The 14723-nt window shown below is 51.5% G+C and carries 10 protein-coding genes; 8 read left to right on the top strand and 2 right to left on the bottom strand.

What is annotated here, in order from left to right; all coding sequences use genetic code 11:
- Positions 1-214 precede the first annotated feature (214 nt).
- The 3 genes from ACYU8Y_RS17545 (at position 215) to ACYU8Y_RS17535 (ending at position 3931) form a co-directional block, all read left to right on the top strand.
- Complete coding sequence (locus tag ACYU8Y_RS17545) at positions 215-919, top strand: DUF421 domain-containing protein (RefSeq protein ID WP_460939352.1); 705 nt, start codon at positions 215-217, stop codon at positions 917-919.
- Positions 920-1081: 162 nt separating this feature from the next.
- Positions 1082-2884: a thiamine pyrophosphate-dependent enzyme gene (locus ACYU8Y_RS17540; protein ID WP_460939351.1), complete on the top strand. Its 1803-nt coding sequence runs from the start codon at positions 1082-1084 to the stop codon at positions 2882-2884.
- Between the two features lie 114 nt (positions 2885-2998).
- Positions 2999-3931, top strand: a complete 933-nt coding sequence (locus tag ACYU8Y_RS17535; protein WP_460939350.1) for a sterol desaturase family protein — start codon at positions 2999-3001, stop codon at positions 3929-3931.
- A 109-nt stretch (positions 3932-4040) separates the two neighbouring features.
- Here the strand turns inward: ACYU8Y_RS17535 and treS are convergent, their stop codons facing one another.
- Positions 4041-7358, bottom strand: coding sequence for a maltose alpha-D-glucosyltransferase (gene treS / locus ACYU8Y_RS17530; protein WP_460939349.1), 3318 nt, complete (start codon positions 7356-7358; stop codon positions 4041-4043).
- Between the two features lie 324 nt (positions 7359-7682).
- On the opposite strand from treS, the gene ACYU8Y_RS17525 reads away from it, so the two are divergent.
- From ACYU8Y_RS17525 to ACYU8Y_RS17510, 4 genes are all read left to right on the top strand, one after another.
- Positions 7683-9887, top strand: coding sequence for a bifunctional alpha,alpha-trehalose-phosphate synthase (UDP-forming)/trehalose-phosphatase (locus ACYU8Y_RS17525; RefSeq protein ID WP_460939348.1), 2205 nt, complete (start codon positions 7683-7685; stop codon positions 9885-9887).
- 50 nt (positions 9888-9937) lie between these two features.
- Positions 9938-10615, top strand: coding sequence for a response regulator transcription factor (locus ACYU8Y_RS17520; protein ID WP_460939347.1), 678 nt, complete (start codon positions 9938-9940; stop codon positions 10613-10615).
- Positions 10612-11988, top strand: coding sequence for a sensor histidine kinase (locus tag ACYU8Y_RS17515; protein ID WP_460939346.1), 1377 nt, complete (start codon positions 10612-10614; stop codon positions 11986-11988). The genes ACYU8Y_RS17520 and ACYU8Y_RS17515 overlap by 4 nt, the downstream gene beginning before the upstream one ends.
- A gap of 90 nt (positions 11989-12078) precedes the next feature.
- Positions 12079-12285: a hypothetical protein gene (locus tag ACYU8Y_RS17510; RefSeq protein ID WP_460939345.1), complete on the top strand. Its 207-nt coding sequence runs from the start codon at positions 12079-12081 to the stop codon at positions 12283-12285.
- Between the two features lie 91 nt (positions 12286-12376).
- On the opposite strand, the gene ACYU8Y_RS17505 is transcribed toward ACYU8Y_RS17510, so the two are convergent.
- Positions 12377-13402, bottom strand: a complete 1026-nt coding sequence (locus ACYU8Y_RS17505; protein WP_460939344.1) for a rod shape-determining protein — start codon at positions 13400-13402, stop codon at positions 12377-12379.
- Positions 13403-13627: 225 nt separating this feature from the next.
- Here ACYU8Y_RS17505 and ACYU8Y_RS17500 point away from each other — a divergent pair, with 225 nt between their 5' ends.
- Positions 13628-14656: an SDR family oxidoreductase gene (locus ACYU8Y_RS17500; RefSeq protein ID WP_460939343.1), complete on the top strand. Its 1029-nt coding sequence runs from the start codon at positions 13628-13630 to the stop codon at positions 14654-14656.
- Positions 14657-14723: the final 67 nt, after the last annotated feature.

The raw sequence follows: 14723 nt of genomic DNA, 5'->3' as shown, positions 1-14723 counted from the left end.
GTTATTGAAAAAGCTAGTTAAGTTTATCCAGCGGACGTCAAATAGCCTCGGATGCCCACACGGACAGCTACCTTCATCGTTTATGTAAAACAGAACTTAGTAAACTATTTTTCACGCAGAAGGTTGGCTTAGTAGCGAATTTCATTTGTCGGCGTATACATGGATGTGTCTATCCGCCGACGAGTGGTTTAGCCCTCTAATCCTGGTCTGGCCGATGAACCCTTATAAACTTACCGATTGGCAACGCATTCTATTTGGTGAGTTACCCCCTCTGTTTTTGCTGGAAGTGCTGGGCCGATCGCTGGTCATGTTTTGTGTTATTTTTCTGGCGTTGCGGGCAACCGGAAAGCGTACTGTCCGACAGCTATCAGTTATTGAGCTCGTGCTGATCATTGGTCTTGGCTCGGCGGCTGGCGACCCCATGTTTTACGATGACGTTGGTCTGCTGCCTGCCTTAGCGGTCTTTCTGATCATCATCTTAAGCTATCGATTTTTAGCGAAACTGGCCGCAAAGTCGGTTAAGCTCTCCGACTGGGTAGAAGGAAAAGCCGTGCTCATCATTGACGAAGGGGTATTTGCCATCGACGAGTTTGCGAAAGAAGATTTGGGGCAGGATGAGTTTTTTATGGAGCTTCGTTCGGCCGGGGTCGAGCATCTAGGCCAGTTGCGAAGAGCGTACGTAGAAAGCAGCGGCAACGTCAGTCTCTACTACTACGAAGATGCGGACGTAAAGCCAGGGTTGCCCATTCTGCCCGAGTTGTTTGCCAAACGATCAACAAAAATTGATCAGTCAGGTGAATATAGTTGTAGTTTTTGCGGACATGTAGGGGCATTAAGTACCCATGCGGTCAACCAGATTTGTCCCCGTTGTAAACGCAACGAATGGGTAAGAGCCTTGCAATCCCGACGAGTAACCTGATTGGGCTACGGGTCAGGTTTATTTCCTGACCTGGTTCAAGTGCCTACGCTCATAATTCCCGTAAAACTACCGTGTTGACACCAACAATATAGTTCGGATGAAGCTTATAGACTATAGCAGGCCGTTTACGCAGTGAACCAGATACAAACGCCTGTTTGACTTATGGCAAAAACAGGAGGAGATCTTTTAATTGAACGATTAATCGAGTGGGGCGTCGATACTATTTTTGGGTTGCCCGGCGATGGCATAAACGGACTCTTTGAGTCGCTGCGTACGCATCAGGATCAGATTCGGTTTATTCAGGTTCGCCATGAAGAAGCCGCTGCGTTTATGGCGGCAGGGTATGCTAAATTCACCGGTAAGCTGGGGGTTTGTATGGCTACTTCCGGCTGTGGTGGTCTCCATCTACTGAACGGGCTGTACGACGCTAAATACGATGGTCAGCCGGTTTTGGCCATTACGGGCCATACATACCACGATATCAGTGGCTCTATGTACCAGCAGGATGTCGATCTGACGAAAGTATTTCTGGACCTGGCTCCGTACAATGAGCGCATTATGGGCCCTGACCACGTAGTTAATGCGGTCGATCAGGCGATCCGTACGGCACTTGGCCAGCGCACGGTATCGCACATATCCTTTCCAAAAGACTTCCAGGACTGGACCGCTGGCGATGACACGCGAACGATGCCCAACGTTAAGGGGCATACGGATGTACTACGCGTAAGTACCGATATTGCCCCCGCCATCGATCAGCTAAAACGGGCTGCCGACCTGATCAACGCTGGCCGTAAAGTTGTTGTTTTTGCGGGCCGCGGTGCCCTTCATGCCCGCGACGAGGTCATCCAACTGGCTGAAGCAGTAGGGGGTCCCATTCTAAAAGCCCTGCTGGGAAAGGGCGTCGTTCCCGACGATAATCCGTATACTACCGGAGGGTTAGGGCTGTTGGGCACGGCTCCTTCGCAGGATGCGATGGAAGAGTGCGATACGCTCGTCATGGTTGGCACCCACTTCCCTTATCTGGAATATTACCCGAAACCCGGACAGGCCAAGACCATTCAAATTGACCTCGATCCGACGCACATCGGGTTGCGCACACCGGTCGATGTGGGCCTGATCGGCGATACAAAAACGGTTCTACAGGCCTTACTTCCCCTCCTTGATCGCAAGGAGGATCGTAGTTTTCTGGAGAAAGCACAGGAACGAATGACTTTCTGGCGCGAGCTGATGACCGAGCGGGGTACGCAGGGCGCTATACCCATGAAGCCACAAGTGGTGCCGCATGTGTTGAGTCCGTTGCTGAACGATGACGCCATCGTCACCTGCGACTGTGGTAATAACACAACCTGGGCCGCCCGCCATATTCAGATGCGGGGCACCATGCAGTTTTCGACATCGGGTTTGCTGGCGACCATGGGGTCGGGCTTGCCCTACGCCATTGCCGCTTCAGTAGCTTATCCGGGTCGGCAGGTGGTTGCGCTTGTGGGCGATGGTGGCTTTACCATGCTGATGGGCGAAATGGCGACGGCCGTCAAGTATAAGTTGCCGATCAAAGTATTCATCTTCCATAATAATTCCTACGGGCAGATAAAATGGGAACAGATCGTGCTGGAAGGAAATCCGGAGTTCGGGGTTGATATTCAGTCAATCGACTTCGCTGCCTACGCGCAGGCCTGTGGTGCCACGGGGTTTACGATTGATGATCCGAAGAATGCAGACGACATCATTCGCCGGGCGCTGGCGCACGATGGTCCCGTCATTGTGGATGCGATCGTTGACCAAAACGAGCCGCCCATGCCGGGCAAAATCACCACCGATCAGGCCATCGAGTTGACGAAAGCCCTGGTTCGGGGCGAACGTGACAGTGGCGACATTATCAAAAATATCATCGGTAATCAACTCCGCGAAGCCGTGGCGACCAAGGGCCGTAGTTTGCTGACCGTATTGCCGGGGGTTGGTAAATGAGTAACTTGCCGCTTAAGCGATCTCTAAGGAGTTTCTAAGAATTGATTAAGCCTTTTTTAAGCTGAAAACCGGTTTTTTGAGCTCTTCTCAACGACCGACTAAATGCTCGTGATTATGCCTGATTCCTTTTTTGGGGCACCCAAGATTCCGATTGAACAACTCTGGACGGTAGAACAGGGCGCTCCTAATCTCATTTTGTGGGCTGTGCCCGCCATGGTCATTCTAACGGCCATCGAGATGATTGTTACTTATATTCAGGAAAAACCCTACTATGATAAATGGGAAACGGTTGGCTCCGTGTTGGTTGGGCTGGGGTCGCTGGTCGTCGGGGCAGGTGTAAAGCTAGGTTTACTGTATGGTGTTGTGTGGCTATACAATCTGTTGCCCTGGCGGATGGAACTACAGTGGTGGACGATGATTCCGTGCTACTTGATCTTCGATTTTTGTAGTTACTGGGCTCACCGGGTTTCGCACGGACAGCGTTTCTGGTGGGCAACGCACGTGGTTCATCATTCGGGTGAGCATTATAACCTGAGCGTTTCGTTTCGGCTAAGCTGGATCCAGAATCTGAAGACTGTCTTTTTTGTGCCGGTGGCGTTAATGGGCTTTCATCCGATTGTTTTCTTTACCGTTAGCCAGTTGGCGGTGCTTTTCCAGTTCTGGGTGCACACAGAGTACATTAAAAAGATGCCCCGCTGGGTCGAATTTATATTTGCCACTCCTTCCAATCACCGTGTTCATCATGGTTCGCAGGAGAAGTACATCGATAAAAACTTTGGGGCGACGTTTATTTTTTGGGATCGCCTATTCGATACCTACCAGCCTGAAGAAGAGCGCCCCATTTACGGAATTACGACCAATATCGATCAGAAAGCCAACCCGTTTCATATTAATTTCCACGAGTTGTCCGACATTATCCATGACGTAAGAAAGGCGAAAGGATTACGGAGTAAGTGGTTTTACGCCTTTGGGAGCCCGATAAAAGTAGCTCAGCAAAAGCAACGGATGGCTGAGCGCCGTATTGAGGAAGCAGAAACGGTTTCCTAGTCCAATCAGTACATTCGCAATTAAAGTTAATCGTGTGAACGAAATGGGTCTGATGGGTGCAGGCAACTTGCCTGCACCCATCAGACCCATTTCGTTTGGTATCCTTACTTTATTCGTCGATGATCGACTTGACCACCTGCAACGGAACACGCACCCAGTCGGGTCGATGAGCCAGCTCGTAGGCGAGACTGGGAATCGTTTTCTCTAATAGATACGTTTCGATCATCATTTGCTGTTCGGCGGGATCCGCCGGAACAAATGAACTTCCCTGAACCGTCTCCAGATAAGATTTGATGAAAAATCCCCTCATGTAATGCGCCCACAGCGCAGCGTATGGCAGCAACCGTAACGTTGTATCGCCCTCCGGCACCTGGTTGTTATTCAGGAAGCCCTCATACGTTACGTAATAAAAGGAATGAATCATGCTGGCTACATCCCGCAGCGGTGACCGTTTCAGTCGTCGTTCGCTGTAACTGCGGGCAGGATCGCCACCGAAATCCTGGATGGCAATGTCTTTGCCGGTAACCACGATTTTCTCCAGTTTCAGATCACCATGAATGCGGATTTTGGTCGTATCCAGCTTTTTGGTGTAGATCCGCCGGAGGGTCGTCAGCACCTTCTCCTTTTGGCTCAGGAGTTGCTCCACATCCTGTCTGACCTCGTCGGGGAGGGATTTTAAGGTACTTTTGGTGTGTTGGAAACTTTCCCGAACCAGCGACTGCATGCCCGAGAATAGAGAGCGCTGGTAGTGCAGGGAGAAGTCTTCCGGGGCAAAATCTTTCACCGATTTGCTGGACGCCAGCGCCTGGTGCATCTGCCCAATCCGAATGCCTAATAGGCGTGCCTGCTCGGCTGCCCGCTGCCCGATCAGCTCCCGCGTTTCAAACGGCAAGTCGTCGAAGGCGATCGGTTGCGTCAAAGTACCCCTGGGTGCGTCCAGCGCCATATCAAGCTGCTCTTTATCCCGCGCCAGAATTCGCTCAATGAAGTTATTGATCCGTTCCAGCACATACCCTTTGCCGTCGCCGTGATTGTCGACCATTTCCTGCATGGTTCCGAGCATAATCGGGTTATCGGGCGTTGTTATCTCGACAGAGCCGGAGAAGGCCGGGACAAATTTGAACTGGGCCGTCTCGGACAGGAACCGTATCATCTCGGTATCGGGGTTGACCAGCACATCCAGCTTGCGGTATAGCTTCAGGACAAATCTGTAGTCGTAGCTGATCGACGCATAACCGGGACCATTCGGGATCAGTTTTGATTTGATTTCCGGATGCTCCAGCACGTAGGTGTCCAGCGCCGGTACGCTTTGAAACTGAAGACCAGCTTTGCCCGAACGTTTCTGCGTCATGTTCTGAAGAAAAGCCTGCTGCACCTCCGTGAGGTACAGGCCATCGCACAAAAGCCCTGACTCATCACCCATATCCAGCTTCGCCATGACGGAATCAGGACAGCTTTCGCTTAGTTTGGCTGCGACCGTGTCGGTGGCGAAAGCAACCACCAATTGGTATAATTCGGGCAAACCCCGCTCGTAGCTGACCTCAATCAGCAGCACATACGCTGATCCATTCGGTAGCGCGAGGGGCGCGTGATTCGTGATGGTTATCTCGTGCAGCGTCTGGTCCTTGCCATTAAACCAGTCTGTTTTGGGTAAATAATCCGGCAGTACGACCGTTTCCAGCGTTTGGCGGGTACGGCTGTTCAGTAACTCAGGCCAACTCTTCACCCGAACCGAGGGTAGCGTAGCCGAGTCAATGGCTTCGGTCCGCTGTTTCTCCAGCGCAAACCATTGATAATCATGGGAAGCCAGGGTAAAGAAATAAGATTCGTTCTCCGGTACGGGCGGGAACGCGTTTTTGCTGAATACCTCGACCGGCACGTATCCTTTGAATCCTTTTAGCTCTATTTCGGCCGGCTGGGCGTACTTGGATAAGTTGATGACGATCAGCAGCGTTTCGTTTTCGTACGACCGGGTAAAGGCCAGCACTTTTGGGTTTTCAACGGTCAGAAAAGCCAGATCGCCCCGCCCAAATGCCTTGTACATTTTTCGCAGGTTGATCATCCGCTTCATGAACCAGAACAGCGAAGACGTGTTGCGTCGCTGGGTTTCGACATTCACGGATTCGTAATGGTACTCTGGGTCAAGAACAGTTGGTAAATAGAGTTTTTGGGGGTTGGTGCTCGAGAAGCCCGCGTTCCGATCGGGTGACCACTGCATGGGTGTACGAACTCCATCCCGATCGCCCAGGTAAACGTTATCGCCCATCCCGATTTCGTCGCCATAATAAATGACGGGCGTACCGGGCAGCGAAAACAGCAGACTATTGAGCAGTTCTACTTTCTTGCGGTTGTTGCCCATGAGCGGAGCCAGGCGGTGCCGAATGCCGAGGTTGATTTTAGCTTTGGGGTCTTTCGCGTAGGTTTTGTACATGTAATCCCGCTCTTCGTCGGTCACCATTTCGAGGGTTAGCTCGTCGTGATTTCTGAGGAAAATAGCCCATTGGCAATTGTCCGGAATAGCGGGTGTCTGGTCAAAAATATCGGTTATTGGGTACCGGTCCTCCATCTGAAGGGCCATGAACATCCGGGGCATCACCGGAAAATGGTAGTTCATGTGGCACTCGTCGCCGTCACCAAAGTACGAAGCTGAATCTTCGGGCCACATGTTTGCTTCGGCCAGAAACACAACTCCCGGAAAATGATCGTCGATGTGTTTACGTAGTTTTTTAAGGAAAGCATGCGTTTCGGGCAGGTTCTCACCATTGGTGCCTTCCCGCTCGAACAGATACGGAACGGCATCCAGACGAAACCCATCTACGCCCAGTTCGCACCAGTAATCGATCATCTTGAATACTTCGCTCTGCACCAGTGGGCTGTCGTAATTCAGGTCGGGCTGGTGATGGAAGAAGCGGTGCCAGTAGTATTGCTGGGCTTCGGGGTCCCAGGTCCAGTTAGACGTTTCGAAATCCTGAAAGATAATCCGGACGTCTTTGAACTGGGTCGGGTCGTCGGTCCAGACGTAATAATCCCGTTCGGGCGATCCCTTGGGGGCCCGTCGGGCGCGTTGAAACCAGGGGTGCTGGTCGGAAGAGTGGTTGATGACCAGTTCCGTAATGACTTTCAGGTTGCGCTGGTGAGCCTCTTCCAGAAAAAGTTTGAACTGCTCAATTGTCCCGTATGACGGGTTAATGGTATAGTAATCCGCAATATCATATCCATCGTCGCGCAGGGGCGATGGGTAAAAAGGCAGCAGCCAGATGGCCGTAACGCCTAGTTCCTGTAAGTAATCCAGCTTTCCGAGCAAGCCCTGAAAATCACCGATTCCATCACTATTGCCATCGCTGAAGGCTTTGATGTGTAGTTCATAAATAATGGCGTCTTTGTACCATCGAAGATTTTCATCCAATGCTGCGTTATTTTTTTCCATACGTGTTGAGGATTAAGAAACAGGTGAGCTAAGCATTACCCATACCCACAATCAGCCTGTTTAGATGAAACATTGCGCAATACGGAAGGTTTAGATAAAGTGTAGAGTAACACAAGTGATGGACATGAGTTGGCAAAGGGCAGACTTTGGACAAATGCCGCTTTAAATAGTACCCGATATAGCCTGATTGACACTACACATCAGGTTGGTTACTTACTAATAGGTAAGTACTCTAAGCAGTTTCTAAGATCTGCTTAAGCCAGCTCTAATTCCATATGGCTTTATTTGTTGTCTTATACTGGGCGCTCAGTAAGCGCAGATCGTATGAATACATTTAACCGATTGCTTATCGTTTCGTATCGACTACCGTTCACGTTTCAGCAGACAGATGAGGGAGTCGAGTTGGTCCAGAATTCAGGCGGACTGGTGTCGGCCGTGCTGTCGATGGCTGAACGGTTGGGTCAGAAGCAGGAGGGGGCTGCAACGAAAATTCACTGGGTTGGCCATGCCGATGCCTCATTGCAGCATATTGAGACGTCGGCATTTGAAAATGAAACCTTTGTGGCGCACCCGGTTTTTATGGACGAAGCCGTTCACAAAGGTTTTTATGAGGGATTCAGTAATGATCTGATCTGGCCCTTGTTTCATTATTTTACCTCGTTTGCCTCGTTCCGGGAGACGGATTTCGATAGTTATCAGCAAGCCAACACCCGTTTTCTGGAAGAACTGACGGCTCTGATCGAACCCGGTGACCTGGTCTGGATTCATGATTTTCAGTTGATGCTACTGCCTGATATGGTCCGGAAAGCGATACCGACGGCCACCATCGGCTATTTCTTTCATATTCCATTTCCCACCTACGAAATCATCAAACTGTTGCCCCGTACCTGGCGGCAGGCCTTGCTGAATGGCATTTTGGGGGCCGACGTCATTGGCTTTCATACCGCCGATTACGTCCAGCATTTCATGCAAAGCGTGTCCGATGTGCTGGCACTACCCATTATCGGACCCCGCATCGTGTTGCCCGATCATTCGGTGGTGGTCAAAGACTTTCCCATCAGTGTTGATTTTACCAAGTTCAACAGTAGTGGACAGGATGCTGCGGTGGTCGCCATGAAAGACCAGTACCAGACCCTGCTTCGGCAGGATAAGATCATTTTTTCGGTGGACCGGCTCGATTATACGAAGGGAATCACCTACCGGCTGCAGGGATATGAACGGTTTCTGAACCAGAATCCCGACTGGCACGACAAGGTTACGTTTGTGATGACCGTGGTTCCGTCGAGAGACCAGATCGGGCATTATCAGGAAATCAAGCGGGAGATCGAAGAGACCGTCGGGCGAATCAATGGACTCTTCGGAACCATCGGCTGGCGTCCCATCGTGTATTCCTATGCATCGCTCTCGTTTACTGAGTTGATGGCCTTGTACACCGCCTGCGACATTGCCCTGATCACTCCCATTCGGGATGGCATGAATCTGGTCTGCAAAGAGTTTGTCGCGAGTCGGCAGGATCAGCAGGGGGTGTTGATTTTGAGCGAGTTAGCTGGTGCCGCCCAGGAGTTACCTGATGCGCTGATCATTAATCCGACCGATACGCAGGAAGTGGCCGATGCCATCAAACAGGGGCTGGCGATGCCACCCGAGGAGCAGGAGCAGCGCATGGTGCGTATGCGGATGCACTTGCAGAACCACAATGTTTTCCGGTGGAGCAATGATTTTCTGCGGGCGTTCGATAACCTGCTGGGCAATCAGACTGACCTGGAAACCGACTTGCCTATTCAGCCCTTTATTTCTGCCTTTAGCGAGGCTCGCCAGCGGTTGTTGTTGTTCGATTTTGACGGAACACTGGCACCGCTCGTCAATGACCCGGCGGATGCGCGCCCATCGGATGCGCTGAAAGAGGCCTTTCTGACCATTGCCGAAAGCAGTGATCTGGTCGTCATCAGCGGACGTAACCGGGCCTTTCTGGAGAAAACGTTTACCGGCATTCCGCTCTACCTGGTGGCTGAACACGGGGCTTTTCTGAAAAAGCCCAATCAGGATTGGGAGCGGCTCGATCTGTCGGATAGCGACTGGGTCGACTCCGTTCGGACCCTGATGAACGAGGCTGTCGAGCGATTCCCCGGCTCATTTATTGAGGAAAAAGAAACGGCCATTGCCTGGCATTACCGGATGGCTGAGGCCGACGATGTGGAAGGGATGGCCGTTGAACTAGCCACCCAGCTGCGGGGGGGGGCCTTCTCGATTCCCCTGACCGTTATTCAGGGTAGTAAAGTGGTCGAGGTAAAACCTGCTCAGCACAGCAAAGGAACGGTAGCGCTCAAAATTGTTGAGCAGGCTTCCTACGATTTCATTGTGAGTGTTGGCGATGACACCACCGATGAGGATATGTTCCGGCAGTTGCCCAACTGGGCGTATACGGTAAAAGTGGGATCGGGTATGTCGTTTGCCCGCTACCGGTTAGCCCGTCAGCAGGATGTCGAAGCGCTCCTGCAACGCATGAACGATGTGCTGGTGGATGCCTGACGATTGCTTTGCCTTGTCCGCATCTTGGGGTTTATTAAACTGGGTACGCTATGAAAATACTAGTCGTTGAAGACGAGCCAAAGACGCTTCAGGCGATTCAGCAGGGTCTGGAAGAAAGCCAGTTCGAAGTCGATATTGCGTATGATGGGCTAATTGCCAAGCGCCTGGCGATGAAAAATAACTACGCGGGTATCATTACCGATCTTATTCTGCCGGGCCTCAATGGTTATGAACTTTGTCGGCAGCTTCGGGCCGAAGGCATTGTGACACCGATCCTGATGCTGACGGCGCTGGGCGAAACGGAGGATAAAATTTCGGGCTTCGATGCGGGGGCCGATCAATACCTGACCAAACCCTTTCACTTTGCCGAACTCCTGGCGCGGGTACGTGCCTTAACTAAGCGGGGTACCCAGGTAACGATGACGGCCCAGTACCTGCGATATGGCGGAATTGAAATGAATCTGGATGCCAAGATGGTTACCCGCGACGGACAACCCATTGACCTGACGGCGCGCGAGTTTGCCCTGCTGGAATTCCTGATGCGCAACCAGGGGCGCGTCCTGTCGAAACCCGCTATTGCCGAGCAGGTGTGGGATTTGAACTTCGATACGGGTACCAACGTCGTTGAGGTATACATCAACTACCTGCGCAAAAAGATCGATAAAAACTATACGAAAAAACTGATTCATACCCACTTCGGTATGGGTTATATGCTACAGGAGGAATGACCATTCGCAACCGCCTGGCGTTACGGTTCACGGGACTGGTGTCCAGTATTTTGCTGCTGGCATTTATGAGTATCTATGCGTTCTGCTGGTATTTTATCTCATCGGATTTTTACCGGCGACTCAATCGAAAAGCCCACACGACGGGCGAAATGCTGATTCACCACCGGCTGGATGCGCAACTGATCAAACAACTGATCCGAATCCGGAAAGATCAGTTGCCTAACCAGAAGATCGTCGTCTTCGATAGTCGGGATTCGGTTATTTTCTCAACCGACGAACGCGGTTCGTTACCCATCTCCAATTCCGTACTAGAGGCCATCCGGAGAAACCAGCGAAAAGACTTTCCGCAGGCTGAATACTATGTATCGGGGTCGCAGTTCAGGGCGGCTGGCGGTCAGTTTATTGTTGTTGCCAGTGCCGAGAATGTCTACGGCGACGAGTTTTTAAAGCGGCTCATCTGGGCCTTTACGGCGCTCTTTTGCCTGATCGTTGGCATCACCGCGTTTTCGGGCTGGTTTTTTGCCGGGGATGCCCTGCGGCCGATGCAGCAAATCGATCAAATTGTCAGTGATATATTTCCCAATAACCGGGATGAACGACTGATCGTGAAAAAGGATAATGATGAAATGAGTCGATTATCGGCGACCATCAACCGGTTGTTGGATCGCGTAGCGGATTCGTTTCGATCCCAGCGGCTGTTTGTCGCCAATGTGTCGCACGAATTGAAGAACCCGCTTACCCAGATAAGTTCGCAGCTGGAAGTCAGCTTGTTAAACCACCGGGAGCCCGAGGCTTACCGGCAAACGATTCGATCGGTGCTCGATGATGTACGTGAGCTGGCCACCCTAACGCATGAGTTGCTGCAACTGTCGCGGGTAAATCAGGACGATGCCAGTGAATTACTGAAAGAAGCTGTGCGGATGGACGAAGTTGTCTGGGATGTTCGTGATGAGGTGACGGCCCTCAATCCACGCTATCAGGTAACGATCGCGTTTGGTGACTTACCCGAAGACCCGGAACAGCTGGCTGTGCAGGGCAGTAAAACGTTGTTGACAACGGCGCTCAAAAACCTGATCGAAAACGCCTGTAAATTCTCCGACAATGGACACGCTTTCGTACAGGTCAGCGTTCAGGAAAATACCCTGACGATCACCATTCAGAATACCGGCCCGGCCATTCCGGCAAACGAGCTTCCCTATCTTTTCGAACCCTTCTTTCGGAGTCGGCAAACCGCCGATCTGAGAGGGTATGGCGTCGGCCTGTCGCTTGTCGAGCGAATTATTCACCTGCATGCCGGGCAGATAACGGTGTCTTCCCTGGAATCAACTATATTTAGCGTGCAACTACCGCTGCAAAGTTTGTCTTCTAAGTAGATTCTAAGGAATTTATCAGGGGTTACTAAGCAGTCTACTGCAATTTTGAGTTTGTATTATTCAGCTCTTTTTTAGCACCCAAGCCGTAGTATGGCCAATAAAAAAATGCTTTTCGCGCAACCTGCTTCGTTCGCGCCCCATCCGGCTCGGCAGGAAGATGGCCATAAACGAGCCGGTAGCTCACCCGAAGAAAAACCCTCCCGTAAACCGGATTGGTTATTAATTTTTATGGGTGCTGTTTTCCTCCTCACCCTGCTCATTGCCTGGCTGGTAAACATACCCAGTTTGTTGCGGTAACCGACACGCACCTCAAGTCAGCCCGGGCAGTAGTAACCAGTAGGCCACCACCGGTCAAGCTGACCTGAGGTGCGTGTCGGTCGGTTACTACCTAACTGATCAGAACGGACTGATACATATCCATGTTTTTGATCACCTCGCCGGTGCCTTTCACGACGGCTTTAAGCGGGTCTTCGGCCACATGAACCGGCAGCTTGGTCTTTGACGAAAGCCGTTGGTCGAGGCCATGCAACAACGCGCCCCCACCGGTCAGGTGAATACCATTCGTATAAATGTCTGCCGACAGTTCGGGTGGGGCCATTTCCAGGGCCTTCATCGTTGCCTCTTCAATTTTCGATACTGATTTTTCCAGCGCGTACGCTATTTCGCTGTAGGTCACCTTAATTTCTTTCGGGATGCCCGTCATCAGGTCGCGCCCGCGAACTTCATAGTCGGCCGGTGGATTTTCCAGTTCGGAAAGCGCCGAGCCCACCTCCATTTTGATTTGTTCGGCCGACCGTTCGCCAATAAACAGGTTGTGTTCACGGCGGATGTAATCGACAATATCGCGGGTGAAAACGTCCCCGGCTGTTCGGATGGATTGCTCGCAAACAATGCCGGACAACGCAATGACCGCAATCTCGGTCGTGCCGCCACCTATGTCTACAATCATGGTACCATTGGGCTGGGTAATGTCAATGCCGATGCCAATGGCCGCGGCAATGGGTTCAAAAACCATGTAGACCTGTTTGGCACCGGCATGCTCGCAGGAGTCTTTGACGGCCCGCTTTTCCACCTCTGTGATGCCCGACGGAATCGAGACGACCATTCGGTGGGAGGGTGAAAATAGTTTTCCACTACTTTCAAGCAGTTTAATTAAGCCACGGATCATTAACTCGGCGGCCGTGAAATCGGCGATAACGCCATCTTTTAGGGGACGAATCGTTTTAATATTTTCGTTCGTCTTTTCGTGCATTTGCATGGCCTTGTGGCCGATGGCCAGCACTTTGCCACTAAGTCTGTCCATGGCAATAATCGAAGGCTCATCCACCACAATCCGATCCTTATGAATAATCAAGGTATTCGCTGTGCCTAAATCTATTGCAATGTCACTTGTCAGGAAATTGAAGAAAGTCATAATCTGGTAACGCTTAAGCTAATGTTACCAATACAATTTTAAATTTCTTTTAGAGTGAATGGGATGAATAAATCTAGCGAGATGCTGGACTGCTCCGCAGAGAATAGGGTAGCGGCCTGTCGATGACTTGGGGGAAACCGGACGTTTAAACAACGTAAAAGCGTCTTTAAAGCAAAATGCCCGTTTAGCAGGCCCGCTACCTTTGGGTGTCAACTTTTTACCATTATGACTCCAGCAGATCAGATTCTGGTAACCGGCGGATCCGGTTTCATCGCCAGCCATTGCATTGTCGGGCTCTTACGAAAAGGGTACCGGGTAAGAACGTCCCTGCGGTCTTTACAGCGTATACCGGACGTAAAACAGCTACTGTCGGTAGCGGGTATCACCCATTTTGACCAGCTATCGTTTGTTCAGGCGGACCTGTCCGACCAGGCAGCCTGGACAACTGCCGTAGCCGGTTGCCGTTACGTCATACACCCGGCCTCGCCCACCCCCAATTTTTATGCCAGGCACGAAGACGAGTACATTGTACCGGCGGTCAATGGGGTATTACACGTACTACGTGCCGCCAAAGCAGCGGGAGTGGAGCGGGTAGTTTTGACCTCGGCATTTGGTGCCGTCTGTTACGGTACCGACAAGCCCACCCCGTACACGGAAGAAGACTGGACGGATTTGACAAAGGATATTCCGGCCTACCAGAAATCAAAAACGTTATCCGAAAAAGCCGCCTGGGACTATGTGAATGGCGAGGGGAAAGGCCTCGAGCTGACGGCGATTAACCCGGTTGGCGTTTTAGGGCCGGTTTTGGGTGCGGACTATTCCCATTCGATCCGGTTCATTAATCAGATGCTGAACGGCCAGTTGACAGGTGTTCCAAAAATTAAATCGGTTTATGTTGACGTTCGGGACGTAGCTGATCTGCACATTACGGCCATGACCCATCCCAAAGCGAAGGACCAGCGGTTTCTGGCCACATCGGGTAACGCCCTGTCGCTGTTAGACATCGCTACTCGTTTGCGAGCTGAATTTGGCGATCGAGCCGCAAAGGTGCCCACACGGGAAATTCCCAACTGGATTCTCCGGATCGTGGGCTTAGTCAATCCAGAGGTGAAATTGATTCTGCCGCATTTGGGTATGGTGAAAGAGGCCAGCCATCAGAAAGCCACGCGCCTACTCGGTTGGCAACCCAAAACCAACCAGGAAGCGATGATCGCCACGGCCGAAAGCCTGTTCCAGTTAGGGCTGGTTCGGTAATCAGGATTGGTAGGGATTCTTTGCCGAAAAAACGATACTATTGAGGTAAATGGCGTGAAGTCGTCCG

The organism is Spirosoma humi (assembly GCF_054776575.1).
This window is presented reverse-complemented; position numbering and strand designations above follow the sequence as displayed.

What these genes read in the sequence shown, in the direction of transcription:
- ACYU8Y_RS17545 (WP_460939352.1), top strand. Translation starts at nt 215, where the DNA reads ATGAACCCTTATAAACTTACCGATTGGCAACGCATTCTATTTGGTGAG.
- ACYU8Y_RS17540 (WP_460939351.1), top strand. Translation starts at nt 1,082, where the DNA reads ATGGCAAAAACAGGAGGAGATCTTTTAATTGAACGATTAATCGAGTGG.
- ACYU8Y_RS17535 (WP_460939350.1), top strand. Translation starts at nt 2,999, where the DNA reads ATGCCTGATTCCTTTTTTGGGGCACCCAAGATTCCGATTGAACAACTC.
- treS (WP_460939349.1), bottom strand. Translation starts at nt 7,358, where the DNA reads ATGGAAAAAAATAACGCAGCATTGGATGAAAATCTTCGATGGTACAAA.
- ACYU8Y_RS17525 (WP_460939348.1), top strand. Translation starts at nt 7,683, where the DNA reads ATGAATACATTTAACCGATTGCTTATCGTTTCGTATCGACTACCGTTC.
- ACYU8Y_RS17520 (WP_460939347.1), top strand. Translation starts at nt 9,938, where the DNA reads ATGAAAATACTAGTCGTTGAAGACGAGCCAAAGACGCTTCAGGCGATT.
- ACYU8Y_RS17515 (WP_460939346.1), top strand. Translation starts at nt 10,612, where the DNA reads ATGACCATTCGCAACCGCCTGGCGTTACGGTTCACGGGACTGGTGTCC.
- ACYU8Y_RS17510 (WP_460939345.1), top strand. Translation starts at nt 12,079, where the DNA reads ATGGCCAATAAAAAAATGCTTTTCGCGCAACCTGCTTCGTTCGCGCCC.
- ACYU8Y_RS17505 (WP_460939344.1), bottom strand. Translation starts at nt 13,402, where the DNA reads ATGACTTTCTTCAATTTCCTGACAAGTGACATTGCAATAGATTTAGGC.
- ACYU8Y_RS17500 (WP_460939343.1), top strand. Translation starts at nt 13,628, where the DNA reads ATGACTCCAGCAGATCAGATTCTGGTAACCGGCGGATCCGGTTTCATC.